The organism is Micromonospora sp. WMMD975, assembly GCF_029581215.1.
Classification (GTDB): domain Bacteria; phylum Actinomycetota; class Actinomycetes; order Mycobacteriales; family Micromonosporaceae; genus Micromonospora.
Map to the genome: position 1 here is coordinate 5,020,166 of NZ_CP120739.1, position 24,151 is coordinate 5,044,316.

Consider the following 24,151-nt stretch of genomic DNA (forward strand, 5'->3'; position numbering starts at 1 on the left):
CCGGATCCACCAGATCCGGGGGCCACTCCCTGCCCGACCGGCCCGAGCCCCGGGCCGGTCGATCATGAAGTTGGCCGCACGACACGCCGTGCCGGGCCGACGCCAACCTCATGATCGACGCAGGGGGACGGCGAGGAGACGGAAGGAAAGGGACACGGCATGGCGGAACCGTTGGACGCGGCGCTGCGGGAGGTACGGGCGTTGCTGCTCGACCCGGCCCTGACCCGGGCCGTGGCTGCCGGCCGGCGGCGTGGGCAGCGTCCCTCGGTGGTACGCGCGGAGCTGCGCCCGGTCACCCTCAAGGCCGGGAGCCGACTACAGATCGCCACCTCCGACGGCGCCCGGCCACACACCCGCAACGTCGCCCTCGGCGCGGAGGCCGGCACGGCCGTCGACGAACTGCTCGCCGAGCCGTTCGGCAACTGGCACGTGGAAACCGCCGGCACCACCCTCCAGCTGCGCGTGACCAAGTCCGGCGAGGCGCAGGTGCACCGCGCCGCCGCCAGCCGGCCGGTCGCCGAGCCCGGCGGACACGACCGCGCGAAGGACTGGCTCCTCGACCCGGGTGATCCGCTGTTCGCCGCGATCGGCGGATCCGCGGCCAAGCGCCGACAGGTCGACGCGTTCCTCCGGGCGCTTGCCGCGACCCTCCCCGACGACCTCACCGGCCCGCTGCGCGTGGTGGACCTGGGCTGTGGAAACGCATACCTGACCTTCGCCGCCCACCGTTACCTGACCGGGCGCGGCCTCGACGTGACGCTCGTCGGCGTGGACGTACGGGAGGACCAGCGCCGCCGCAACACCGAGCTGGCCGAGCGGCTCGGCTGGTCCGACCGGGTCAGTTTCGTCGCCGGCACCATCGCCGACGCGTCCGTCGAGCCGGCCCCCGACCTGGTGTTGGCCCTGCACGCCTGCGACACGGCGACTGACGAGGCGCTGGCCCGGGCGGTGCGCTGGAACGCCCGCTGGGTGCTCGCCGCCCCGTGCTGCCACCACGACCTGGCCGCCCAGCTCCGGGCCCGCCCCGCCCCCGGGCCGGACGCGCTGCTCACCCGGCAGGGCATCCTGCGGGAGCGGTTCGCCGACGTGCTCACCGACGCGCTACGGGCCGGGCTGCTCCGGCTGCACGGCTACCGCGCCGAGGTGGTGGAGTTCGTCGACTCGCAGCACACCCCGCGTAACCTGCTCATCCGCGCTCGCCGAACAGCGGGCGCGCCGACCGACGAGCACCACGCCGAATACCGCGAGCTGGTGGACCGGTGGGGCGTCACGCCCCGGTTGCAGACACTGCTCGCCGACTAACGCCGGCGCTCGCTCCGGTTGCGGTCGCTACGGTCCAGCGCCGACACCCGCTCGCCCGGGCCCCGGTTGGTGGCCCGCTCGGTGTCCTGCGGCGACGTCGGGAACGGCACCACCTTCGCCGTCTGGTCGGAGTTGCCGGCGGCGGCGAAGGCGTTCCAGGAGATGTCGACGAGCAGACGCTTCAGCTCGGCGTGCCGGGCAGCGGCGTTGCGCTGGAGCGCCAGCCGCGCGCCCAGCACCACGCCGGTGAGCGTGGTGCAGATCGCACCGGTCGCGGCGATCAGGTGCACACCCTCCGCCGGGTCCCCCTGCGCCGCGAGCACCAGCAGCCAGATCCAGAAGCCGAGTGCGAACACGCCGGCCTTGGCCACGAAGAAGAGGCTCACCGCGCCAGGGCGGTGCGGAACGGGACGGTCCGGCTCGGCCATGCTGCTCCTCTGAATTCGCTGCCGGGGAGGGGTTCGACCAGCTTAGTTGACAGTTCGCAACCGTTCATGCTTCACCGGTCCCGCCGGCGGGACCTTGCGACCGATCAGTCAGTTACTTCTTCGCGCGGGCGTACTAGGCTCGTGGCGCAGAGCCGGGCGCACCGGCGGAAGGGGACAGTTCCAGCAGGGATGGGCTCCGCAGACGTTTCGCCGCAGATGGCCTTCGCGCGTTTCGTGCGACGGGCCATCGACGACGCCCGCGAAGAGCGCGGCTGGACGGTGACCGACCTCGCCACCCACACCGGTGTCGGCCGCTCCACCGTGTTCCGCTGGCTGGCCGGCGACTGGCAGGACTATCCCGAGCTCGCCAAGGTGCGCGGCTTCTGCGCCGCCCTCGATCTGCCGGTGGCCGCCGCGTTCCGGGCGCTTGGGCTGCCCGACGCCGGCACGGCACCCCGGCGCCGGGGCACCGAGGACGGTCCGGTCGAGGCCGACGTGCGGGTGATCCTGGAACGGCTCGCCGACCCGAACGTCCCCGCCGAGGAAAAACACCACATCCGCGACCTGCTCCGCTACCTGGCCCGCCGCCCGGTCCGCCGGGCCGGCTGACGCGGGCGTTCCGGCTGGCGCAGGCGGGCCGGCTGCACCGTGTACCGCCGGGCCGGCTGACGCGCGGGCCGGTCGGTCACGCGACGGTCAGGGTGAACTCCGCGGTCCGCACCACGCCCGCGACCTGGAAGTCCAGGAACATCCGGTAGCGACCCGGCCCGGGCGCGGTCAGCCAGAACGTCACGGCATCGCCGTCGCGCGTCGGCTCCGGATGCACATGCAGATAGCCCAGGTCACCCTCGCGCAGCGCGACCAGGTGCCCGTACGCGCCGAGGTAAGGCTCCAGCGGCGCGGCCCCGCCGCCGGCGCCGGTGACCCGGAACCGCAGCGGCGCGGCCCGCCCGACCTCGGGCGTGCCGGTGTACGCGGCGGTGAACCCGTCGACCGTGGCCGACGTGGCCGGGGCGGGCAGCGGTTGGGGCGCGTACCCGCCCGGCACGGCGAGGTCGGCGCCGAGCACGGCGGCGACCTGGCGGCCGTCGTCGGCGACCACGGTGAAGTCCGCGTACATCCGCCAGGCGCCCGGCTCGGGCGGCGTCAACGGCACCGACCAGGTGCCGTCGGCGGCCATCGTCGGATGCAGGTGCCGGTAGCCGGTGAGGTCGCGGCGCACCACGATCACGTGCATCGGCTTGTCGTGCACGACGGCGAACCGGGTGACCGCCCGACGCCTGTCGTCGCGGACCTGGAAGCGCAGCTCACCGGTGCGGCCGGCGGTCAGCTCGCGGGCCGACGGGACGAGCGTGTAGCCGGCCGAGCTGACCGACAGGCCGGTCGCGCCGTCCCCACCGCCCTGGGTCACCGTCGCCCCGTCGTGCGAGTGGGCGCCGGTGCCGGGCGCGTGGGAGTGGTCGCCCCCGGTCGTCGCAGCGTCACCGGTCGGGACGGCGGCGGCGGGGTTCGCCGGCGGATTCAGCCGGCCCAGCCCGAAGCCGAGCAGCACGGCCAGCACCAGGCCGCCCACCACCAGGGCCAACCGCAACGTCTCCCGGTCCACCGCGACCGGTCCCGCCGCCGCGCCCCCGGAGCCGGTCGCCGCACCTTCCCCGACGCCACCGACATCCGCAACGGTGCCGTCGACGCCGGGCGGACTCGCGAGTGGCGACGACTCAGGCAACGCCGCCGGCCAGCTCGTAACCCGCCTCGTCGACGGCGGCGCGGACGGACTCCACCGGCAGCGGGGCCGCGCTGGTGACCGTGGCCGTCCCCCGGGCCAGGTCGACCCGGACCTCGTCGACGCCCGGCAGGGCGGACAGCTCCCCGGTCACCGCCCGCACGCAGTGTTCGCAGGTCATCCCGGTCACGGTGTACGTCTGGACGACGGGTCGCTGCTCGGTCATGGCCCCACGGTACCGCCGTCCGGGCCGCCCGCCGCCGACGGCCGCGCGCACGGTGGCACGGCTCGCAGGAGCACAGGTGTTAAGCGGGGGCCCCGCCTATGCAGAATGCGTTAACCGGGGCCCCCGCCTTACATGCTGGCGAGGGCGAGGGGCAGCACGTCCGGCGCGCCGGCACGGCGTAGCAGCCGCGCCACCACGCCCATCGTCCAACCGGAGTCGACCAGGTCGTCGACGAGCAGCACCGGCCCGCCCAGCGCGGGCAGCGCGTCGGCCACCTCGTCCGGCAGGTGGAAGGCGTCGTGCAGGGCGCGTACCCGCTGGGCGCTGTTGCCGCGCGGTCCGCCGGCCCCGGCCGGGCCGGTCGGAGTGACCAGGCCGAGCAGCGGCAGCCGGCCGACCGTGGCGATCCGCTCGGCAAGCGAACCGACGAGCAGCGGCCGGGTCCGGGAGCCGACCGCGACCACGCCGGCCGGGCGGCGGGGCCACGGGTCGTCGCCGTGCGCCCACGCCTTCAGCACCTCGACCACGGCCGCCACCACGTCGTCGGGCACCGGCCCGTCCGGCGCGTCCGGCCCGACCAGGCCCCGCAACCGCCCGCCCCACCCGAGGTCGGACAGGCGGCCCACGGCCCGCCCGGGCAGCGCCTGCTCCGCCGGGGCGATCCGGCCCTTCAGGGGTACGCCGACCGCCTCCAACCCGGTCGGCCAGAGCTTCTTCGGCGCGACCTGAATGCCGGGGCGGCCGAGGAAGGTCTGCGCGGTGGTGAGCGCCTCGGCGGACACGTCGGCGTCGAACAGCGGCCCGGCGCAGTTGTCGCACCTGCCACAGTCCTCCGCCCCGGTGTCGTCGAGCCCTTCCCGCAGGTAGCGCATCCGGCAGCCGGAGGTGGCCGCGTACTCCCGCATGGCCCGCTGCTCGGCGGCGCGCGCCTCGGCGACGCGCCGCAGGCGGGCCTCGTCGTAGGTCCAGGGTTCTCCGGTGGCGAGCCAGCCGCCGCGTACCCGGCGGACCGCGCCGTCGACGTCGAGCACCTTGAGCATCAGTTCCAGGCGGGCCCGGCGCAGGTCGACGACCGGTTCCAGGGCCTGGGTGGAGATCGGCCGGTCGGTGTCGAGCGCGGCGAGCACGGTGCGGACCTGTTCCTCGGGCGGGAAGGCGAGCGAGGCGAAGTAACGCCAGATGGCCGCGTCCTCGACGCCGGGCAGGAGCAGCACCTCGGCCTGGTCGACGGCCCGGCCGGCGCGGCCGACCTGCTGGTAGTAGGCGATCGGCGACGGCGGCGCGCCGAGGTGCACCACGAAGCCGAGGTCGGGCTTGTCGAAGCCCATGCCGAGCGCGCTCGTGGCGACCAGCGCCTTGATCTTGTTGTCGAGCAGGTCCTGCTCGGCGGCGCGGCGGTCGGCGTCCTCGGCCTGCCCGGTGTAGGACGCCACCGACCAGCCCCGGCCGCGCAGGAAGTCGGCCGTCTCGGTGGCCGCGGCCACGGTGAGCGTGTAGACGATGCCCGAGCCGGGAAGCCGGTCCAGGTGGTCGGCGAGCCAGGCCAGGCGGTGGGCCGGGCTCGGCAGTTCGAGTACGCCGAGGCGCAGCGACTCCCGGTCGAGGGTGCCGCGCAGCACGAGCGCGTCCCCGAGTTGTTCCGCCACGTCGCGGGTGACCCGGGCGTTGGCGGTGGCCGTGGTGGCGAGCACCGGCGTGTGCTCGGGCAGGTTGGCCAGGAAGGTCCGCAACCGGCGGTAGTCGGGGCGGAAGTCGTGCCCCCAGTCGGAGACGCAGTGCGCCTCGTCCACCACCAGCAGCCCGGTGGTGGCGGCGAGTTTCGGCAGCACCCCGTCGCGGAAGTCCGGATTGTTCAGGCGTTCCGGGCTGATCAGCAGCACGTCGACGGACCCGGCGGTGATCTCGGCGGTGATCTCGTCCCACTCGTCGAGGTTTGCCGAGTTGATGGTGCGGGCTCGGATGCCGGCCCGGGCGGCGGCGTCGACCTGGTTGCGCATCAACGCCAGCAGCGGCGACACGATCACGGTGGGCCCGTGCTCGCCGTGCTCCCGCAGCAGCGCGGTGGCCACGAAGTAGACGGCCGACTTGCCCCACCCGGTGCGTTGGACGCAGAGCACCCGTCGCCGGTCGACGACAAGCGCCTCGATGGCAAGCCACTGGTCCTCACGCAGCCGGGCGTGGTCCCCCGCCAGCCGCCGCAGCACCGCCTCGGCCCGTTCCCGCACAACCTCCCGATCCTGCCTCATCCGGCATTTCTACCAGGGGCCGCGCACCCGCCGCTCCCGGCGATCATGAAGTTGGCGTCACCGCGCCCGGCGTGTCGCGCCGTTAACTTCATGATCGCCGGACCAGGAGCGGGCCGGGCAGCGCAGGGGGGTCAGCGGCGGGAGGGGAGGGAGGCCAGGAGCGGGGACAGGCGGGAGCGGAGGCTGGCCAGGCCGCCGGGGAAGAAGTACACCGCCAGGATGAAGACCGTGCCCAGGACGAACAGGGGTTGGCTCAGGGGGTGGCTCAGGACGGCGGGGAGGCTGTTCACGGCGTCGCTGGTGCCGAACGCGGTCAAGCGGTGGTCCAGGTACATGTAGAGGATGCCGCCCAGCACCGGGCCCCACCGCGTGCCCGGGCCGCCGAGCACCACCATCACCAGCAGCGACAGGGTCAGCTCGGACGACGTGATGTGCGGGCTGGCGCCGCCCACGATCAGCACGTAGACCACCCCGCCGGCGCTCGCCAGGCCACCGGCCAGGGTGAACGCGACAAGCTTGAACCGGTACGGGTCGAGCCCGAGCACCCCGATCCGGCGCTCGTCGTCGCGCAGCCCGGCCAGCACCCGCCCGGTCGGCGAGCCGCTGACCCGGTGCACCACCAGCACCACGAGCGCCAGGTACGCGAGCGCCAGCCAGTAGAGGTTCACCGTGTTGGTGACGCCGACGAGCGCCGCCGGCAGCCCGGACACGTCGAGCGGCAGCCCTTCCTCGCCGCCGGTCAACCCGCCGAAGTCGCGGGCCACCAGGATCGCCCCGACCTGCGCGAAGGCCAGCGTCACCATGGCGAACGCGATGCCCACGGTGCGCAGCGCCACCGCGCCGAGGAGCGCGGCGAGCGTGGTGCCGCCGACCACGGTCAGCACGCCGGCCTGCCACAGCGGCAGCCCGGCCTTGGTGACGAGCACGTCGGTGCCGTACACGCCGGCGGCGAAGTAGAGCGCGTGCCCGAAGGAGAGCATGCCGGTGCGCCCGAACAGCAGGTCGTAGCCGGCCGCGAGACCGCCGAAGACCAGGCAGATGGCGAGCAGTTGCAGCGTGCCGGGCGAGTTCAGCGGCCCCTCGAAGATGCCGGGCAGGCTCAGCGTGGAGTAGGGCAGGACCGCCGCCACCACCAGGGCCACGAGCGGCAGGTACGGACGCACCCGGTGCCACCGGGCGGGCCGGGGCGCGAGTTCGTCGGGCACCCGCGCCGGGGGCGCGTCGACCACCGAGTTGGTCATGCGTGAGCCACCTTTCCGGCCAGGCCCTGCGGACGCAGCAGCAGCACCACGGCGAGCAGGCCGACCACGCACAGGTCACCCAGGCCGGACGTGCCGTAGTAGTTGACGAACTGTTGCAGCAGCCCCACCGCGACCGCCGCGTACGCGGACCCGACCACCGAGCCCATCCCGCCGATCACCACCACGATGAAGGCGAAGATCAGCAGCGAGCCGCCCTGGCCGGGCGAGACGGTGCCGAAGTAGACGCCGCCGAGCGCGCCGGCAAGCGCGGCGGCGGCCCCGCCGATCGCGAAGACCAGGGTGAACGCCTTGCGCACGTCGATGCCGAGCGCGGTCACCATCTCCCGGTTCTCCACCCCGGCCCGGATGATCAGGCCGTAGCGGGTCCAGCGCAGGAACGCCAGCAGCGCGCCGAGCACCACCACGGCGGCGACGATCAGCAGCAGCCCGGCGTTGGGCACCTGCGCGCCGAGCACCGAGGTCACCTGCCGGCTCCAGTCGGGGCGCGGGAACGTACGCGGGTCCGCGCCCCAGGTGGCCTGGAGCAGCGCCACGCCGGCAAGCGACAGGCCGACTGTGACAAGCACCTGTTCGATGGTGCGGGAGTAGAGCGGCCGGATCAGCACCAGCTCGACGAGCACCGCGACGAGCGACCCGGCAAGCACCCCGAAGAGCACCGCCACCACGAAGCCGAACCCGTCCGGCCCGGCGCCCGGCAGGTTGCCCGCCGCCCACCAGGTCGCGTACGCGCCGACGCCGAGGAACAGCCCGTGCGCGAAGTTGAGCACGTCGGCGAGGCCGAAGACCAGGGACAGGCCGGAGGCGACGAGGAAGTAGAGCGCCGCCAGGCCGAGCCCGGTCAGCGTCAACAGGACCACCGTGTTCATGCGTGTACCTCCCCGGAACCGGCGCCCACACCCAGCAGCGACTTGGTGAGCGCGGTCTCCAGCAGCAGTTCCCGCGCGTCGCCGGTCCAGGCGACCTTCCCGGTGGAGAGCACCACCGCGTCGGACGCCAGCCGCCGCACCACCGCAAGGTTCTGCTCGACCAGCAGCACCGGCACGGACTCCGCGACCCGTTCCAGCACCTCGGCCACCTCGGTCACCACCTTCGGCGCCAACCCCTTGGTCGGCTCGTCGACGAGCAGCAGCCGGTTGTCGTTGAGCAGCACCCGGCCGATCGCGAGCATCTGCTGCTGCCCGCCGGAGAGCGAACCGGCCCGTTGCCGTCCGCGCCGGTCCAGCTCCGGGAAGAGCGCGAAAACCTTGTCGTACGCCGGGGTGGTGCCCCGCCGTTCGGCGAGTCGCAGGTTCTCCGCCACGGTGAGCCCGGCAAAGACGCACCTGTCCTCCGGCACGTAGCCGAGGCCGTCGCGGACCAGCCGGTGGGTGGGGCGGGTCAGCAGGCTCCGCGCGCCCATCCGCACGGTGCCGCGTACCTCGCCGCCCCGGGGGGTCAGCCCGACGATCGCGCGCAGCGTGGTGGTCTTGCCGACGCCGTTGCGCCCGAGCAGCACGGTGACGCCGGTCGGTGCCACCTCGAACGACACGCCCTGGAGGATGTGCAGCCCGGCGATCCGCACGGACAGGTCCTCGACGCTGAGAACGGGTTCGCTCACAGTGCCGCCCGTCGTTCGCGACTGCGGGGCTCGCAAACCCGGCTCACTCCTCGCGCTCACAGTGACTCCCCCAGGTACGCCTCCTGCACGGTGGCGTTCGCCATCACCGTGTCCGGGGTATCGCAGGCCAGCAGCGCGCCGTGGTGCATCACGGCGATCCGGTCGGCAAGTTCCAGGATCACGTCCATGTGGTGTTCCACCATGAGCACCGCCCGCCCGCTGTCCCCGGTCAGCGACTTGATCACGCGGACCAGCTCCGGCACGTCCTCGGCGCTCACCCCGGCCATCGGCTCGTCCAGCAGCATCACCCGGGGTTCCCCGGCGAGCAGCAGGGCGATCTCCAGCTTGCGTTTCTCGCCGTGGGCGAGCGTGCCGGCCAACGCCGTACCCCGGTGGTGCAGGCCGACCCGGTCGAGCGCCGCGTCGGCGGCGGCGGCCACCTCCCGGTCGGCCGCCGCCCGCCGCCACAGCTTCAGCGAGCCACCCCGGTGCGCCTGTACGGCGAGCCGGACGTTCTCCCGGACCGTCAGCGAGCCGAAGACCGAGGACGCCTGGAAGGTACGCCCCAGGCCGAGCCGGGCCCGCCGGTGCACCGGGAGCGTGGTGACGTCCGCCCCGTCCAGCACGACCTTGCCCTCGGTAGGCCGGCGCAGGCCGGTGATCAGGTTGAACAGGGAGGTCTTGCCGGCGCCGTTGGGCCCGATCACGCCGAGGAACTCCCCCGGTGCCAGGTCGAGGTAGACGGAGTCGACGATGGCGACCTCACCGATCCGCCAGGTCAGACCGCGGGTGGCGAGCACTTTCTCAGCCCTTCATCTGCGCGACCGGCGGCGCGCTCTCGTCGCCGGTCAGGGTCTTCTGCGCGGTGGCCGTGAACTCGGTGCCGCTGCCGGTGAGCTTGGCCTGGTACATCGGCTGGAGCAGCGCGTGGTCCTCGGCGCGGATCTTCATCGTGCCCTTGACGCCCTCGAACTCCCAGCCCTCGAGCGCGGTGACCATCTTCTCCACGTCGTCGCCGCCCTCCTGCACCGCGCGGACGATCATCTGCGCGGCGGCGAACCCGTCCGGGTGGAACAGGTCGAGCGTGCCGCCGGGGATCTTCGCCTTGGCGGCCTTGGCGGCCTCGGTGTCGCTCGCGCCGTCGAAGTAGTGCGACAGGAACGAGATCTTGTTGCCGGCCGCGCCGAACGTCGGCCAGGAGGCGCGGATGTCCAGGCCGGTGACGACCGTGGTGGAGGCGAGCACGCCCTGCTGGTCGAGCGTCTGCCACATCGCGCCGGCGGTGGTGCCGGCCCAGGCGACGAAGAGCAGGTCCGGCTTGGCGGCCTTGATCTGGCTGGCGAACGGCGTGAACTCGGTGGCGCTTGCCGGCGCGCGCACGCCGCTGACGGTCGCGCCGGCGCCGCCGATGACGGCCTTGACGGCGGCCTCGTTCGCGTCGCCGAACGCGCCGTCCTGGGCGAAGACGACGACCTTCTTGCCCGTCGCGTCGCCGATGAACGACCGGGCGGTCACCACGTCCTGCCAGGACTGCCGCCCGGACCGGAACGTGTACTTGTTCGCGCCGGTCACCGCGTCGGTGGCGGCCGGGCCGGAGATGAACAGCACCTTGTTCTGCGCGGCGATCGGGGCCACCTGGAGCGCCACCCCGGAGGCGGTGGACCCGGCGATGATCTTCGTGCCCTTGCCGATCAGGTCCTTGGCGGCGGACACGGCCTTGGCCGGGTCGCCCGCGTCGTCGGACTCGGTCACCTCGATCGTGCGGTCACCGACCTTGCCGGTGCCCTTGGTGGCGAAGTCGAGGCCGGCCTTGAACCCCTCGATGTACTGCTTGCCGTAGCTGGCCAGCGGCCCGGACTGGGAGTAGACCAGCCCGACCTTGACCGGCGCGGCGTCGCCGCCGCCGGAGGCGGTGTCCTGCGGGCTGCCACACGCCGTGGCAGCAAGCGTGGCCGCCATCATCGTGGCGGCGGAAAGGAACACCCGTCGCGTGTGCCGGATCGTCATTGCGACTCCAGGTGAGGACAGGAGGATTGTCAGTTGTCGGCTCACGCTAGAAGTGACGTCACCCACGAGCTATGTGGCCGGCGCACACAAGTCTCCGGGGCCGGATGGCCGCGCGTTACAACCCCGGACACCACCTCGTAACCGCGCCGACCCGGGATGGCCCGGCCCACCACGCGGGGCACGGCCGGAATGTCTGGCCCGCCCATTCACCGCCGGCCACACTCCCCGTCGTGGTCGGCAGCAGGCGGGCAGCGCCGGCCGCCGTCGAGCACCCGGTCACACCAGACCCAGTGGCGTACGGACTGCTCGTCCTCCCGCGACACGGTCGTCCCGGCGCGCTCGACGTCGGCCAGGAAGCCGAGCGCCCGGCAGATGGCCCGCGCGAAGCCCCGGGCGCCGTCGAGGTCGGCCGCGAGCACCGGCAGGTGTACGACGAACCGCTCCCGGCTCACCGGTACGCCCCCGACGCGAGCCAGCGCTTGAGCGCCCGCTTGCGAAACCGCCGCTCGCGGATCTGCCCGACGCTGAGCGGCCGGCACGACTCCGAGTGATGCCAGCCCTCGTCCGGAAGCCGACGCCCGCGCCTTCGCCGCGCGGGTGGGAACAGGTTGCGCACGGGTTCTCCTCCCAGCCGTTGGAGGCGACCCGCCCACGGATGGGGGACGCGGGCGGGTCGCCGGCACCGAGACCGCAGCCCGTTCGGCGGTACGGCCCCGGAGCCCAATCCGGGCCCGACTCCCGAGGTTTGCCGAACCAACCGGAGCCGGACGCGCTTCAACCTACACCAGTATCTGGTGTTGCACGAGCCTCCATTGTCGAGGTGTCAGCAATTTGTTGCAGTTACTTGTGTAGGTAGGGCAGGATCGGAGGTGCCGAACCAACCGGAGTCCTCACCATGCCCACAGCCGAAGCTCCATACCGCCTGATCGCCAACGAACTCGCCGCGAAGATCAGAAGTGGCGAGTTGAAGCCCGGCGACAAGCTGCCCTCGACCCGCGAGCTGGCCGAGCGCTACGGCGTCCACATGAACACGGCCTACCGCGCGATGTCCCTGCTGCACGATCGCGAGCTGATCACCGGCCAGCCCGGTCGCGGCACCTACGTCGCCCAGCCACCGGGACAGTAGCCTCGCGCCTCCTAGCAACTTGATGGCGTAGACGACTCACGCCCGGACCCGCCAAGGTCATGCCGGGCCCCACAGGTCCGTGGCCAGCGATGGCAGCGAACGCCATCCTCCCGGCCGGTGTGCTCGCGCAGCTCCGGCACCCAGTATGCCGTCGCGCGCTCGGCCGCCGAGTTCGACGGCGCGATCCAGGTCGCCCGCACGCGCGGCGACAGCCCCGAGGGTGATCATGATCTCTGCGCCCGCTCTGAGGCATCCATAGCGTTCCACCCATCAGCCGCGTGGCGCGTGGGTGGAACGCTATGGACGTCTGCGTCCCTCTGAGACGTCCATGACGTTCCACCCGTCGGCCGGGTGGGCCGTGGGTGGAACGTCATGGGTGTCTACACGCCGATGGCCTACGCCCAGGCCGATCCATTCTCGTCATCAAGTTGCTAGGCGCCGCACGGGCACTCCCCCTTCGCCCGCCTTCAGAGCTGACAGCAGCAACGACTCGTGCTCCCGATCCTCGTGGCCTGACGCGGCCAGCGGCCAGCGGGACGGGTGAGTCGTTTCTGATATCAGCTCCAAAGGCAGCAAGCGAGGAGCCTCTCCCCGGATGAAACGAGCGGCCGTCCCGAACGCCGGCAGCCGACGTGGGCCGACCGGAGGACGCCAGAGCGGCCCACACCACGAGCCGGACGCGCGTCGGGGCGCCCGCATCGTGCGGGCACCCCGACGAGCCGACGCCGAGCGCCGAGGGCGGCGGTGGACAGGTCGGCGTAGGTCCGGCGGTCACCGGCGGCGGTGAAGTCGTAGGGCGCGCCGGTGGCGTCCATGAGCTGGACCAGCCGCACGTCGGTCAGCTTGTCGAGCTTGCGCGGAGCACCGCGATCAGCGGCTCCTCCAGCGGGCGCCCGATCGAGGCGCGATGACCTCCTGCAAGGTGGGGATCTCCAGCTTGCCGTCGAACGCGGTGTTGGTCACCCGCACCTGCGGCAGCCGCTCCTTGGCGCGCAGCGTCTTCAGCTCGGCAAGCGTGAAGTCCTCGGTGAACCAGCCGGTGACCGCCACCCCGTCGATGGTCTTCGCCGCCCTGCGGGCGGCGAACTCGGCGTGTGCCGCCACGTCCGTCGTACCGGAGATCTCGTTCTCGTGCCGGGCGACCAGCACGCCGTCCTTCGTCGAGACCAGGTCCGCCGCCGCGAGCAGCGCGCCGGCCACGCCGAGGGCGGAAAGGGTACGTCGCAACGCTGTCTCCTGTCGTCGATGGGTACGCACAGCAGACCCGGCATGGTTGGCGTGCAGTTGGTCGGTTCCTGACCTGCCGGTGAATCTCCGGACGGAAGATGACGTGGTGCGCCGTCTGCTCCGGAAGCCGGTACGGCTGGTGCCGCTCGGGTTCCTGGCGGTGATCCTGATCGGCACCGGCGTGCTCATGCTGCCCTGGGCCGACCACGCGCACCGGTGGACCCCGTTCTCGACCGCGCTGTTCACCGCCACGTCGGCGGTCTCGGTCACCGGCATGACGATGGTCGACACGCCGACCTACTGGAACAACTTCGGGCTCGTGACGATCATGGTGCTGACCCAACTCGGCGGCCTCGGCATCCTGACCGGCGCGTCGCTGGTGATCCTGGCGGTCTCCCGACAGCTCGGCCTGCGTAACCGGCTGCTCGTGCAGGCCGAGAGCGCCGAGTTCGGTCTCGGTGACGTGCGCCGGCTGCTGCTCCGGATCGCGGCCACCGTCTTCGTCACCGAAGCCGTGATGACCGCCGTGCTCAGCGCACGCTTCTGGTTCGCCTACGACTATCCGCCGGGGCACGCGCTGTGGTTCGCCGTGTTCCACTCGGTCCAGGCGTTCAACAACAACGGCTTCACCCTCTACTCCGACGGGCTGGTCGCCTTCTCCCGGGACCCGTGGGTGACGCTGTCACTCAGCTTCGGCTCGATCATCGGCGGGCTCGGCTTCCCGGCGTTGTTCGAGGCGACGCGGGAGTGGCGGCGGCCGGCACGCTGGGCGGTGGCTACCAAGCTCACCGTCTGGGGCAGCGTGGTGCTCACCGCGTTCGGTTTCGGCTACCTGCTGCTGGCCGAGTGGACCAACCCGGGCACGATCGGCACCTACGACGCGCCGGGCAAGGTGCTGGCCGCGTTCGGTCAGATCGCGTTGAGCCGGACCGCCGGCTTCGACGTGATCAACGTCGACCGGCTCGCCGAGGAGAGCTACCCGATGTTGATCGGCCTGATGTTCATCGGCGGCGGCAGCGCCAGCACCGCCGGCGGCATCAAGGTCTCCACGTTCTTCCTGCTCGGCTTCGCGATCTGGGCGGAGTTGCGCGGCGAGCCGGACACCACGGTCGGGCGCCGCCGGGTGTCGCCGGCCAGCCAGCGGCAGGCGCTGACGGTCGCCCTGCTCAGCGTGGCGCTCGTGGCCGCCGGCACGGTCGGGTTGATCGTGTTCACCTCGCACGTGCGCTTCTACGCCGCGCTGTTCGAGGTCACCTCCGCGTTCAGCACCACCGGGCTCACCGTCGGACTCAGCCGGGAGCTGCCACCGCACGGCCAGTACGTGCTGACCGCGCTCATGTACATCGGTCGGGTCGGCCCGCTCACCCTCGGATCGGCGCTCGCGTTGAACACCAGGCGACGTTTGTACCGCTATCCAGAGGAGCAACCCATTGTCGGCTAGACACTCGGACGACACCGGCGTCATCGTGATCGGCCTGGGTCGGTTCGGCTACCACCTCGCCCGGGCGCTGACCCGCCTCGGCCACGACGTACTCGCCGTCGACCGCGACGCGCCCCGGGTCCAACGGTGGGCCGCCGAGCTGGACCGGGTGGTGCAGGCCGACGCCACCGAGGAGACGGCGCTGCGCCAGCTCGGCGTGGCGGACTTCCCGCGGGTGGTGGTGGCCATCGGCGCCTCGGTCGAGGCGAGCGTGCTCACCGTGCTGGCCCTGACCGAGCTGGGCATCCCGCAGATCTGGGCGCGTGCCACCTCGGAGAAGCACGCCAAGATCCTGCACTCGGTCGGCGCGCACCACGTCGTCTTCCCGGAGGCGGAGACCGGCGAACGGGTCGCGCACCTGATCATCAGCCGGATGCTCGACTTCATCGAGTTCGGCGACGACTTCGCGATCGCCAAGGTGCGGGTGCCCCCGCCGCTGGTGGGGCGCAGGCTACGTGAGGTCGCCCCGCGGGACCGGTACGGGGTGATGGTGGTCGGCGCGAAGCTGCCCGGCGAGCCGTTCCGCTACACCGATCCGGACACCGTCCTGACGCCGGACAGCGTGCTCATCGTGGAGGGCAGCATCAACCAGGTGCAGCGCTTCGCGGAGCTGACCTGACCGTCAGCCCTTCGGCCCCTTGGGCCCCTTCGGTCCCTTGCCCTTGCCGGGCCCACCCCCCTCCGGCTGTTCGCCTAGCCTTTTCCCTTGCCGCTCTCCTTGCCCTTGGCCTTGGGTGGCTTCGGCGGCTTGGCCTTCGGCGCCGGCTTCGGTTTCGCCTTCGCCGGCCCGCTCTTGGCCACGGTCTTCGTGGTCTTCGTGGCCGGCTTGGCCGGGGCCTTCGTCTTCGGCGCGGTGGTGACCGGAACCGAACCGGCGATGCCCGACACCTGCACCCCGCACGGGTGGCCGCCGAGCGTGAACGCCACCGGCAGCGTGTTGCTCCCGGTGTAGCGCCCGGCCAGCGTCAGCTTCGTCGACGCGCCCGGTGCCAGTGCCGGCGCGGACGCCGGCGCCGCGACCGACACCGTGCGCCCCACCTGGCGTACCGCGGGTTGGGCGGTGGTCACCGCCTGCTTGCCGGGGAAGCTGAAGCTCATGGTCCAGTCGCGCAACTCCCGGGCGCCGGTGTTGGTGAGTGTCAGCTCGGCGGAGAAGTCCTTGCCGGTGTCGCGGCGCAACGAGTAGTCGACCGCGCAGGGCACCGGCTCGGGCAGGCCCATCCGCGCCTCGGTCGGTTCCACCCCGCCGCTGGCCGGGCTCTTCGACGTCAGACCCCACATCGTGGCGGTGACCGCGATCAACCCGGCGGCGGCCACCCCGGCCTCCACCCTGCGCCGCCGGGCCGCCGAACGTCGGGTCCGGGTGCGGATCGACGAGTACGGCAGCGCGTCGGTCGCCGCCGACCAGGGCAGGATCGTGGTGTTCGCGTTCTCGGCCAGCACCGGGTCGACGGGGCCGAACGCCGGGGACACCGGCACGATCGACGCGATCCCGACCGCCTCGGCGAGCGTACGGGCCACCTCGGCGGTGACCGGCCGGTCCTCGGGGCGTTTGGCCAGGCAACGGTGGACCAGGTCGGCGACCGGCGCCGGAAGCCCCGGCACCGGGGGCATCGGGTCGGGGTCGCGGTACATGTGGGCGCGCAGCATCTCGGTGGTGGTGCTGGCCTGCCACGGCAGCCGCCCGGTGAGCATCCGGTAGAGCAGCAGGCCGACCGCGTAGACGTCGGTGGCCGGCGAGACGTGGCCGTTGTCCAGCCGCTCCGGCGCGAGGTAGGCGGGCGTGCCGAGCAACGCGCCGTCCGGCCCCTTGTCGCTCTCCCCGACGAGCGCCGAGATGCCGAAGTCGACGACCTTCACCCCGTTGGGGGTGAGCATGACGTTGCCGGGGGTGACGTCGCGGTGCACCACGCCCCGGGCGTGCGCGGTGGCGAGCGCCGAGGCGACCTCCGCACCGATGGTCAGCGCCTCCCGCCAGGGAAGCTGCCCGTCCCGGCCGAGCCGGCCGCTGAGCGGGCCGCCGTCGACAAGCTCCATGACCACGTACGGCACGGTCAGCCCGACCTGGACGGACTCGCCGTAGTCGTACACGTTGGTGATGTTGGGGTGGCAGAGCCGCGCGGCGGCCTGCGCCTCGACGCGGATCCGGTGCCGGAACGCCTTGTCGCTGGCGAGCCGCGAGGCGAGCACCTTGACCGCCACCTGCCGGCCGAGCACCTCGTCGTAGCCGCGCCAGACCACCGACATGCCACCGGCGCCCAACTGCTCGACCAGCCGGTACCGCTCACCGAGCAGTTGCACGCCGTTCCTGACCGCTCCGCCCATGGTCGGTGCAGTTGCCCGAAGCCGACCCCGCTACACCTGTGCGGTCGGAATCGGTCAGGAATGTCACCCGTTCAGGCGGTCGCGAGGAGCTGGTCCACCGGCGCGTAGTCGTCCGTGAGCACCCGCGCGTCCCCCACCCAGTCGGCCGTGCGCGCCTCGTCGAGCAGCTCGGCCGGCTCGGGGAGCCGCTTCAGGCCGGGCGGGATCCCCGCCAGCGGCAGCGGCACGTCCGAGGCGACGATCACGAAGTTCGCGCCGTGCTGCCCGGCGATCGCGCCCGGCGGGGCGATCAGCGCGACGTGCGCGAACACGGCCGAGACGGTGGCCAGTTCGGCCCGGATGAACCGGTCCGGCGGATAGTCGATGACGTTCTGCACGTAGATCCCGTCCGGGCGGAGCACCCGGCGGATGTCGGCGGCCATCTCCCGGGTGGCCAGATGCCAGGGCACCACCAGGTGACCGAACGCGTCGCCGACGACGAAGTCGCGGCTGTCGGTCGGCTCGCCGCCGAGCAGCACCCGCGCGTCGCCCACCCGGGCGCGCAGCTTCGGCCCGGTGCGCAGGCCCATTTCCCGCCGGTCCAGCTCGACCAGGCCGCCGTCGACCTCGAAGACCAGGTTGTCGCTGCCGGGCCGGGTCGCGGCCAGGTAGTTGGGCACGGTGAATCCGCCGCCGCCCAGGTGCAGCGCGTCCATCGGCTGCCCGGCGGGCCGCGCCAGGTCCGCGACCAGGCCGACCCACTGGGCGTACGAGTATTTCAGGTGGGTCGGGTCGGCCAGGTCGACGTACGAGTGCTCGGCCGAGTTGAGGTAGAGCGTGCGCCCCTCCGGCAACGCCGGGTCCGCCTCGACCCGGGCGCAGTGGTAGGCGGTCTCCACGTCGCACGGGTTCGGCGCGGCGGCGGTGAGCCCGGCGGCGGCGAGGCCGAGCAGCGCCAGCGCCGCCTTGGCCCGGCCCGGCGTCGACAGCCCGCTCGCCGAGCGCCGCCGCAGCCAGAACCCCAGCGCCAGCCCGGTCACGCCGAGCACCCCGGCGAGCGCCAGCACGATCACCGAGCTGGGCAGCGCGGCAACCAGGATGAAGCCGGTGCCCAGCGTGGCGGTGATGCCGCCGAGCGTGCCGATGCTGGACAGCTTGCCGACCACCTGGCCGGTGCGGCGCAGGTCGGCGAGTTGGAGCTTCACCACGAGCGGGGTGATCCCGGCCAGCAGCGCCGCCGGCAGCAGCACGGTGAGCGCGGTCAGCAGCAGCACCGCGCTGGCCGCGCCGCCGCGCAACGCCTCACCGGCGTACCTGACGATGGGCAGGGTGACCGCGGTGGCGATGCCGGCCAGCACCAGGGCCGGGGCGAGCAGGGTACGCGGGTCCCGCCGGTCGGCGAGCCACCCGCCCATCCACGCCCCGTACGCGATGGCGGCGAGCGCCATGCCGATGACCGAGCTGGTCACCTGGAGGGTCACCCCGACGTACGGGCCGACCAGGCGCAGCGAGACGGTCTCCAGCACCAGCACCGCCCCGCTGGAGAGGAAGACCAGGAAGGCGGCCAGCCCGTTCGGCAGGGCGTGCGGCGCGGCCGGCGCCGTGGTTGCCGGTTTCGTGACGATGTCGGACGATGTGCTGCTCACCGTCGCGAGGGTACGCGGCGTTCCTGACCGTTCGGGTCAGTACATCGAGATGTGAACATGGTTTGTGTGGTCGGCGGCCGGGCTGCCGCCCCCGCTGTACGCCCGCCAGCCGGTGTTCGGCATCCAGATCTGCCGGTACCAGATCACGTACATGATGCCCAGCTTGCTGGCGTTGTTCTTCGCCCAGTTGGCGAGGCTGTCCCCGTACGACTTGTCGCCGCCGGTGGCCGAGCGGTCCTCGAAGCCGCCGGTGGCGGCGGCGAAGTCGCAGGCCCGGCCCTTGGGGTGCTCACCGCCTCCGCCGCTGCGGTGACAGGAGGCGTAGCGCTTGTAACCCGCCGCCTTGGCCTGCTGGAGCATGTGCAGCGTGCGCGGGGTGATGCAGCCGCTGGCCGGCGTCGGGTCGTCCACCGAGCAGGACTCCGACGGCCACGAGCCGTCCGAGTTACGTGGCGCGGGCTTGGCCGAGGAGGAGCCGCCGCTGAAGCCGGAGCCGGCCCCGGAGCTGACCTTGGCCAGCGCCACCTCGGCGTCCTTCTTCTTCCGGGCCAGCACGGCGAGCTGCTTCTGCTGCTCCCGCACCTCGACGTCGATGGCCAGCTTCGACTCGACCGCCTGCGCCTTCGCCTCGGCCAGGTCACCGAGCCGCTTGCTGTCCCGCTGGGCCATCATGTCCAGCTCGGCCGCGCGGTGGAGGAAGTCGTCCGGGCCGGAGCTGGCGAGCAGCATCGACACCGGGGTCAGCCGGCCCTGCCGGTAGGACTGCACGGCCACCTCGCCGGCCTGGGCGGTCAGCCCGACCAGGCGTACCTCGATGTCCCTGAGCTGGGTCGCCAGCGCGGCCTGGCGGCGCTTGGAGTTGTCCAGCTTGTTCTTCGCCTCGATGTGGCCCTTCGCCGCGGCCTCCAGCGCCGCCCGGAGCTGCTTGCTGCCGCCCTCGTCGCCGGCGTTCGGGCTGGGCGCGGCGGCGGCCGGGCCGCCGACGGCGAGGCCGGCGCCGAGCAGCACGGCCGTCGCGGTGAGCAGCGTCAGCAGCGACCGGCGGACGCGCCGGCCGGTGAGCCAGGTCCTGGGCACGTGATGGTCCTTCCGTCAACCGCCGGTCACGATACCGGACCACGTGCGTCGCGCCAGATTCGTGACCTCCGATGGCGGATAGTGTCGACGCAGCGTGTCGCCACCGTGGCGCAGCGCCGCTCAGTGCGCCAGCAGCGCCCCGTACACCTCGTCCCAGATCTCCGCGCTGGCCGCGACCAGCAGGCCCCGCCCCTCGTCGGCCGGGTGGTAGTCGGTGCCGTCGAACCGGCGGGCCACCCCGCCGGCCTCCCGGACCAGCAGCGTGCCGGGGGTGTGGTCCCACGGCAGCGTGCGCCAGAACAGCACGAACTGCTGCGCGCCGGTGAGCATGTCCAGGTATTCCCGGCCGGCGCAGTGCTGGCCGGGCAGCAGCTCACCGATCCGGCGGCCACCGGCCTCGACGTCGCGGCGGAACTCCTGGGGCAGGAACGTCGTCATCGCGGTGCCGCGCATCGCACCCGCCGCCGGCGCCGGCCCGTCGGTCCGCACCGGCGTGTCGCCGAGCCGGGTTCCCGCGCCGAGCCGCCCGGCCGCCAGCGTGCCGTCCAGCGGGTCGTAGACCCAGGAGGCCACCGGCACGCCGTCGGTGAGCAGCGCGGCCATCAAGGCGAAGGGCCGCCGGCCGGCGGCGAAGTTGGACGTGCCGTCGACCGGGTCGACCAACCACACGTCACCGCTGCGGTGCAGGTGCCGGAGCAGGTCCGGATCCTCGGCGACGGCCTCCTCGCCGACCACCACCGAGCCGGGGCGCAACCGCCGCAGCCCTTCGGAGATCACCTTTTCGGCCTCGCGGTCGGCGACGGTCACCACCTCGCCGGGCGCCTTCTCGGAGATGTCGGACGGGTCGAGCCGGCGGAACATCGGCACGACCACCTCGGCCGCCGCCTCCCGGAGCAGCGCGGCGACGTCGTCCAGCAGCGCGTCAGCCACGCGGCGGCAGCTTGACCACGCTGACGAAGAACTCGTCGATCTGGCGGACCACCGAGATGAAGCGCTCGAAGTCCACCGGCTTGGTCACGTAGGCGTTGGCGTGGAGCTGGTAGCTGCGCAGGATGTCCTCGTCGGCCTGCGAGGTGGTGAGCACCACGACCGGGATCCGGCGCAGCAGCTCGTCCTTCTTGATCTCCTCCAGCACCTCCCGGCCGTCCCGGCGCGGCAGGTTCAGGTCGAGCAGAATCAGGTCGGGCGCCACCGCGTCCGCGTACGGGCCCTCGCGGCGCAGGTAGGCAAGCGCCTCGGCGCCGTCGGAGACGACGGTCAGGCGGTTGCGGAGCTTGTGCTCCTCGAACGCCTCCTGGGTCATCAGCACGTCGCCCGGATCGTCCTCGACGAGCAGGACCTCGATCGGGCTCTTGCCGTCCGCGGGCGCGGTCATCCCACCGTCTCCTTCATGTCACCGTTTGTATCCTGTCGGTCCGCCCCCGCGGGCGGCTCTGCGCCGGCCGCCCCGTCCGGCTGACCTGCGGCGTCCGCCGCCTCCCCGGTCTCCGTGTCGTCGGCGGCCTCCGCCGCGGCCTTCGCCGCCTCGATGTCGGCCGCCAGCGCGGGCACCGTGAACCGGATGGTGGTGCCCTCCCCCGCGTCGGTGTCCACCCAGACCCGGCCGCCGTGGTATTCCACGATCTTCTTGACGATCGCCAGCCCGATGCCGGTGCCCGGGTACGCGTCCTTGGAGTGCAGCCGCTGGAAGATCACGAAGATCTTGTCGGCGAACTCCGGCTCGATCCCGATGCCGTTGTCCCGGCAACTGATCTCCCACTCGCCGTCGACCAGCCGGGCCGACACGTGCACCTTCGCCGGCACGTCGGCGCGGCGGAACTTCACCGAGTTGCTGACCAGGTTCGCCAGCAGGTTGGTCAGCAGCGGCTCCTCACCGCTGATCGTCGGCATCCGGTCCCAGGTCAGCTCCGCGTCGGCGTACTGCCGGGCCGCCTCGGTCTGCCCGGCCACGTCACCCATCACCTTGTTCAGGTCGACCTCGGTGAAGCCGGTGGTGAGCCGACCGATCCGGGAGAACGCCAACAGGTCGTTGATGAGCCGCTGCATCCGCTGCGCGCCGTCCACCGCGAACGCGATGTACTGGTCCGCCCGCTCGTCGAGCTGCCCGGCGTAACGCCGCTGGAGGAGCTGGCAGAAGCTGGCCACCTTGCGCAGCGGCTCCTGGAGGTCGTGCGAGGCCACGTACGCGAACTGCTCCAGGTCACGGTTCGAGCGGGTCAACTCCTCGGCCTGCTTCTGAAGCTGGTCGTTGACCCACTCGATCCGCTCCCGGGCCTGCCGTACCTCGTCCAGATCCTGGGCGATCTTCTGCCGCATCTGGTCGATGTCGTCTGCGAGCTGGCGGAACTCCGGTGGACCGGAGCCGGCGATCCGATGCTGGTAGTCGCCGTCGGCGACCTCCCGCACCTGGCCGACCAGGGCGGCCAGCGGACGGACCAGGATCCGGTCCAGCGACAGCAGCATCACCGCGCCGGCCACCGCCACCACCAGGGCCGCGACGACCAGCAGCACGACGAGCGCGTTGCTCGTGGCGTTGACCCGGTCGGCGGTCTGTTTCCGGACGATGAGGATCTCGTCCTGGAGCGTGGTCACCGACGCCCGGATGCCGTCGAACTGCCGCCGGGTCTGGTCGGTGATCAACGCCTGGCCGGCCGCCGGGCCGCTGCGCTCGGTGGTCGCTATCACCGGCTCGGCCACCTGGGACCGCCACTGGGCGGTCTGCCCCTCGATGACGGCCAGCTCGCGGCGCACGCCCGGGTAGTCGGCGGCGAGCCCGCGGATCGAGGCGACCAGACTCTGCTCGCGCCTCAGTCCCTCCTGGTAGGGCGCCAGGTCGCTGCGGTCACCGTTCACCGCGTACCCACGCACCGCGGTCTCCTGGTCCAGCAGCGCGCTCATCAGCTCCTGCGCCTGGACCCGCAGCGGGCCGGTCTTGAGCAGCACCGCGTCGATGTTCTGCCGGTTCTTCGCCGCGACCGTCGCCTCCGCGGCGGCCAGCCCGAGCAGCAGCACCAGGACCACGCCGAGCAGCGCGACCACCCGCCGCCGCAGGGTCCACCCCTGCTGGTACGCCTTCATTAGCGACCCCCGCCCCGGGTCACCAGCAACATCGCCACGTCGTCGGCGAGCGGGCCACCGTTGATCTGCTCGGCGCGGCCGACCAGCCACGCGGGCAGCTCGGACAGCGGCACCGCCCGGTTGGCCGGGTCGGCGAGCAGGCCGGTGAGCCCCGGCACGTCGAGTCGTTCGTCGCCGCCGCCGACCCGACCCTCGATGAGGCCGTCGGTGTACATCAGCAGGGACCAGTCATCGGTGTCGAACTCCAGATCGAAGGCAACGGGGCGACGGGGGCGGACGCCGAGCAGCAGCCCGCCCTTGGCCGGCACCGGGGCGACCTTACCGCCGCTGATCAGCAGCGGCGGCGGGTGACCGGCGAGCCGTACGGTGGCCCGGGCGGACGCCAGGTCGAGCCGGGCGGTGGCCACCGTCGCGAAGATCTCCTGGAGCCGGCGCTCGCTCATCAGCACCTGCTCCAGCGCCGGCAGCACCTCGTCGTCGGGCACCCCGGCCAGCACCAGCGCCCGCCAGGCCACGCGCAGCTCGACCCCGAGCGCCGCCTCGTCCACGCCGTGGCCGCACACGTCGCCGACGATCAGGTCGATCCGGTCCGGTCGGGTCTGCACCACGTCGTAGAAGTCGCCGCCGATCAGCGCGGCGTGCCGGCCGGGCCGGTAGAACGTGTGCACCGACACCTCGTCGGTGGTCATCAGCGGCTGCGGCAGCAGGCCCCGCTCCAGGCGGGCGGACTCGGCCTGGCGCAGCTCCACCTCGCGCAGCCGGCGGGCGTTCTCGTCGGCCCGCTTGCGCTCCACCGCGTAGCGCAGCGCCCGGGTCAGCAGGACGCCGTCGACCTGCCCCTTGACCAGGTAGTCCTGCGCCCCTTCGGCGACCGCCACGATGCCCAGGTGCTCGTCGGAGCGGCCGGTCAGCACGCAGACCGCGGCGCCGCTTGCCATCTCCAGCGCCCGGCGCAGCCCGTCCAGGCCCTGCGCGTCGGGCAGGCCCAGGTCGAGCAGGACGCAGTCGACACCCATCACCCGCTGCCGGGCCTCGCTGAGGCTTGTCGCCACCAGCAGGTCGATCATCGAGTTGGTCTCGGCGAGCAACTCGCCGACCAGGAAGGCGTCGCCCTCGTCGTCCTCGACCAGGAGCACCCGCAGCCGTTCACCAGGCGGAAGGCCACCGTGCAGCCCCGCGCCACCTCGGGGCGCGACGGCAGAAGCCGACACGCCGGCACCCCGGTGCGGCCGGGCCACCGCCGCGAGTCGCGGGAGTTCGCTGGTGATGTCGGGCTCCTTTCGAGTGCCCTTGCTGATCCTGGCGGAGACAACGGTCGCACACCACAGCACCGCCGCCGGTGTGGCGGGTGGGTGCCCCGTCCGTCCGGACAGCGGCGGGACCGACCCACGATGTTACGCGGGAGCGCTGCCAACCCGGCAG

The 24,151-nt window shown here is 72.7% G+C and carries 22 protein-coding genes and 1 pseudogene; 5 read left to right on the forward strand and 18 right to left on the reverse strand.

Annotation, left to right across the window (positions count from 1 at the left end; all coding sequences use genetic code 11):
* The first annotated feature begins 159 nt into the window (after window positions 1-159).
* Window positions 160-1,302, forward strand: a complete 1,143-nt coding sequence (locus O7613_RS22170; RefSeq protein WP_282289799.1) for an SAM-dependent methyltransferase — start codon at window positions 160-162, stop codon at window positions 1,300-1,302.
* Here O7613_RS22170 and O7613_RS22175 read toward each other — a convergent pair.
* Window positions 1,299-1,730, reverse strand: coding sequence for a hypothetical protein (locus tag O7613_RS22175; RefSeq protein WP_282289800.1), 432 nt, complete (start codon window positions 1,728-1,730; stop codon window positions 1,299-1,301). The genes O7613_RS22170 and O7613_RS22175 overlap by 4 nt on opposite strands.
* Window positions 1,731-1,919: 189 nt before the next feature.
* Between O7613_RS22175 and O7613_RS22180 the strand changes: the two genes are divergently transcribed.
* Entirely contained in the window at window positions 1,920-2,339 is a 420-nt protein-coding gene (locus tag O7613_RS22180; RefSeq protein WP_281586539.1) for a helix-turn-helix transcriptional regulator, read from the forward strand.
* A 76-nt stretch (window positions 2,340-2,415) separates the two neighbouring features.
* On the opposite strand, the gene O7613_RS22185 is transcribed toward O7613_RS22180, so the two are convergent.
* From O7613_RS22185 to O7613_RS22225, 9 genes are all read right to left on the reverse strand, one after another.
* The gene (locus O7613_RS22185; RefSeq protein WP_282289801.1) at window positions 2,416-3,336 is read right to left on the reverse strand and encodes a hypothetical protein; all 921 of its coding nucleotides are present in this window, start codon (window positions 3,334-3,336) and stop codon (window positions 2,416-2,418) included.
* Between the two features lie 112 nt (window positions 3,337-3,448).
* A complete protein-coding gene (locus tag O7613_RS22190; protein WP_281586537.1) occupies window positions 3,449-3,679 on the reverse strand; it encodes a heavy metal-associated domain-containing protein in 231 nt (76 codons plus the stop codon).
* 128 nt (window positions 3,680-3,807) lie between these two features.
* Window positions 3,808-5,925, reverse strand: a complete 2,118-nt coding sequence (locus tag O7613_RS22195) for a DEAD/DEAH box helicase (RefSeq protein ID WP_282289802.1) — start codon at window positions 5,923-5,925, stop codon at window positions 3,808-3,810.
* 131 nt (window positions 5,926-6,056) lie between these two features.
* Window positions 6,057-7,166, reverse strand: a complete 1,110-nt coding sequence (locus O7613_RS22200; RefSeq protein WP_282289803.1) for a branched-chain amino acid ABC transporter permease — start codon at window positions 7,164-7,166, stop codon at window positions 6,057-6,059.
* Window positions 7,163-8,053 carry a branched-chain amino acid ABC transporter permease gene (locus O7613_RS22205; RefSeq protein WP_281586534.1) on the reverse strand — a complete coding sequence of 297 codons (891 nt, stop codon included), beginning with the start codon at window positions 8,051-8,053 and terminating at the stop codon, window positions 7,163-7,165. Before O7613_RS22205 ends, O7613_RS22200 begins: the two co-directional genes overlap by 4 nt.
* The gene (locus O7613_RS22210; protein WP_281586533.1) at window positions 8,050-8,784 is read right to left on the reverse strand and encodes an ABC transporter ATP-binding protein; all 735 of its coding nucleotides are present in this window, start codon (window positions 8,782-8,784) and stop codon (window positions 8,050-8,052) included. The genes O7613_RS22205 and O7613_RS22210 overlap by 4 nt, the downstream gene beginning before the upstream one ends.
* A 56-nt stretch (window positions 8,785-8,840) precedes the next feature.
* Entirely contained in the window at window positions 8,841-9,584 is a 744-nt protein-coding gene (locus tag O7613_RS22215) for an ABC transporter ATP-binding protein (RefSeq protein ID WP_282289804.1), read from the reverse strand.
* 4 nt (window positions 9,585-9,588) lie between these two features.
* Window positions 9,589-10,791, reverse strand: coding sequence for a substrate-binding domain-containing protein (locus O7613_RS22220; RefSeq protein WP_282289805.1), 1,203 nt, complete (start codon window positions 10,789-10,791; stop codon window positions 9,589-9,591).
* 206 nt (window positions 10,792-10,997) lie between these two features.
* The gene (locus tag O7613_RS22225; protein WP_282289806.1) at window positions 10,998-11,243 is read right to left on the reverse strand and encodes a hypothetical protein; all 246 of its coding nucleotides are present in this window, start codon (window positions 11,241-11,243) and stop codon (window positions 10,998-11,000) included.
* Between the two features lie 443 nt (window positions 11,244-11,686).
* Here O7613_RS22225 and O7613_RS22230 point away from each other — a divergent pair, with 443 nt between their 5' ends.
* On the forward strand, window positions 11,687-11,917 hold the full coding sequence (locus O7613_RS22230) for a winged helix-turn-helix domain-containing protein (protein ID WP_282289807.1): 231 nt from the start codon (window positions 11,687-11,689) through the stop codon (window positions 11,915-11,917).
* 737 nt (window positions 11,918-12,654) lie between these two features.
* Here the strand turns inward: O7613_RS22230 and O7613_RS22235 are convergent.
* Window positions 12,655-13,144: pseudogene (locus O7613_RS22235) on the reverse strand (glycerophosphodiester phosphodiesterase family protein); the annotation flags it as partial.
* A gap of 106 nt (window positions 13,145-13,250) precedes the next feature.
* On the opposite strand from O7613_RS22235, the gene O7613_RS22240 reads away from it, so the two are divergent.
* On the forward strand, window positions 13,251-14,585 hold the full coding sequence (locus tag O7613_RS22240; RefSeq protein WP_281586527.1) for a potassium transporter TrkG: 1,335 nt from the start codon (window positions 13,251-13,253) through the stop codon (window positions 14,583-14,585).
* Window positions 14,575-15,243 carry a TrkA family potassium uptake protein gene (locus tag O7613_RS22245; protein WP_281586526.1) on the forward strand — a complete coding sequence of 223 codons (669 nt, stop codon included), beginning with the start codon at window positions 14,575-14,577 and terminating at the stop codon, window positions 15,241-15,243. The genes O7613_RS22240 and O7613_RS22245 overlap by 11 nt, the downstream gene beginning before the upstream one ends.
* A 74-nt stretch (window positions 15,244-15,317) precedes the next feature.
* On the opposite strand, the gene O7613_RS22250 is transcribed toward O7613_RS22245, so the two are convergent.
* The 7 genes from O7613_RS22250 to O7613_RS22280 all read right to left on the reverse strand — a co-directional run bounded on the left by O7613_RS22250 (window position 15,318) and on the right by O7613_RS22280 (window position 23,967).
* Window positions 15,318-16,949 carry a serine/threonine-protein kinase gene (locus tag O7613_RS22250; protein ID WP_282289808.1) on the reverse strand — a complete coding sequence of 544 codons (1,632 nt, stop codon included), beginning with the start codon at window positions 16,947-16,949 and terminating at the stop codon, window positions 15,318-15,320.
* A gap of 71 nt (window positions 16,950-17,020) precedes the next feature.
* On the reverse strand, window positions 17,021-18,553 hold the full coding sequence (locus tag O7613_RS22255; RefSeq protein WP_282294588.1) for a fused MFS/spermidine synthase: 1,533 nt from the start codon (window positions 18,551-18,553) through the stop codon (window positions 17,021-17,023).
* Window positions 18,554-18,610: 57 nt separating this feature from the next.
* Window positions 18,611-19,651 (reverse strand): hypothetical protein, encoded by a 1,041-nt coding sequence (locus O7613_RS22260; protein WP_281586524.1) that lies wholly within the window; start codon window positions 19,649-19,651, stop codon window positions 18,611-18,613.
* Between the two features lie 120 nt (window positions 19,652-19,771).
* Complete coding sequence (locus O7613_RS22265) at window positions 19,772-20,581, reverse strand: inositol monophosphatase family protein (protein WP_282289809.1); 810 nt, start codon at window positions 20,579-20,581, stop codon at window positions 19,772-19,774.
* The gene (locus tag O7613_RS22270; protein ID WP_282289810.1) at window positions 20,574-21,026 is read right to left on the reverse strand and encodes a response regulator; all 453 of its coding nucleotides are present in this window, start codon (window positions 21,024-21,026) and stop codon (window positions 20,574-20,576) included. The genes O7613_RS22265 and O7613_RS22270 overlap by 8 nt, the downstream gene beginning before the upstream one ends.
* Window positions 21,023-22,729, reverse strand: coding sequence for a sensor histidine kinase (locus tag O7613_RS22275; RefSeq protein ID WP_282289811.1), 1,707 nt, complete (start codon window positions 22,727-22,729; stop codon window positions 21,023-21,025). Before O7613_RS22275 ends, O7613_RS22270 begins: the two co-directional genes overlap by 4 nt.
* Window positions 22,729-23,967, reverse strand: a complete 1,239-nt coding sequence (locus O7613_RS22280; protein ID WP_282289812.1) for a fused response regulator/phosphatase — start codon at window positions 23,965-23,967, stop codon at window positions 22,729-22,731. The genes O7613_RS22275 and O7613_RS22280 overlap by 1 nt, the downstream gene beginning before the upstream one ends.
* Between the last annotated feature and the right edge of the window lie 184 nt (window positions 23,968-24,151).

Bases quoted from the DNA above. Each gene is read 5' to 3' on its own strand.
- O7613_RS22230 (WP_282289807.1), top strand. From the start codon at position 11,687: ATGCCCACAGCCGAAGCTCCATACCGCCTGATCGCCAACGAACTCGCC.
- O7613_RS22195 (WP_282289802.1), bottom strand. From the start codon at position 5,925: ATGAGGCAGGATCGGGAGGTTGTGCGGGAACGGGCCGAGGCGGTGCTG.
- O7613_RS22170 (WP_282289799.1), top strand. From the start codon at position 160: ATGGCGGAACCGTTGGACGCGGCGCTGCGGGAGGTACGGGCGTTGCTG.
- O7613_RS22270 (WP_282289810.1), bottom strand. From the start codon at position 21,026: ATGACCGCGCCCGCGGACGGCAAGAGCCCGATCGAGGTCCTGCTCGTC.
- O7613_RS22190 (WP_281586537.1), bottom strand. From the start codon at position 3,679: ATGACCGAGCAGCGACCCGTCGTCCAGACGTACACCGTGACCGGGATG.
- O7613_RS22205 (WP_281586534.1), bottom strand. From the start codon at position 8,053: ATGAACACGGTGGTCCTGTTGACGCTGACCGGGCTCGGCCTGGCGGCG.
- O7613_RS22200 (WP_282289803.1), bottom strand. From the start codon at position 7,166: ATGACCAACTCGGTGGTCGACGCGCCCCCGGCGCGGGTGCCCGACGAA.
- O7613_RS22175 (WP_282289800.1), bottom strand. From the start codon at position 1,730: ATGGCCGAGCCGGACCGTCCCGTTCCGCACCGCCCTGGCGCGGTGAGC.
- O7613_RS22275 (WP_282289811.1), bottom strand. From the start codon at position 22,729: ATGAAGGCGTACCAGCAGGGGTGGACCCTGCGGCGGCGGGTGGTCGCG.
- O7613_RS22250 (WP_282289808.1), bottom strand. From the start codon at position 16,949: ATGGGCGGAGCGGTCAGGAACGGCGTGCAACTGCTCGGTGAGCGGTAC.
- O7613_RS22220 (WP_282289805.1), bottom strand. From the start codon at position 10,791: ATGACGATCCGGCACACGCGACGGGTGTTCCTTTCCGCCGCCACGATG.
- O7613_RS22180 (WP_281586539.1), top strand. From the start codon at position 1,920: ATGGGCTCCGCAGACGTTTCGCCGCAGATGGCCTTCGCGCGTTTCGTG.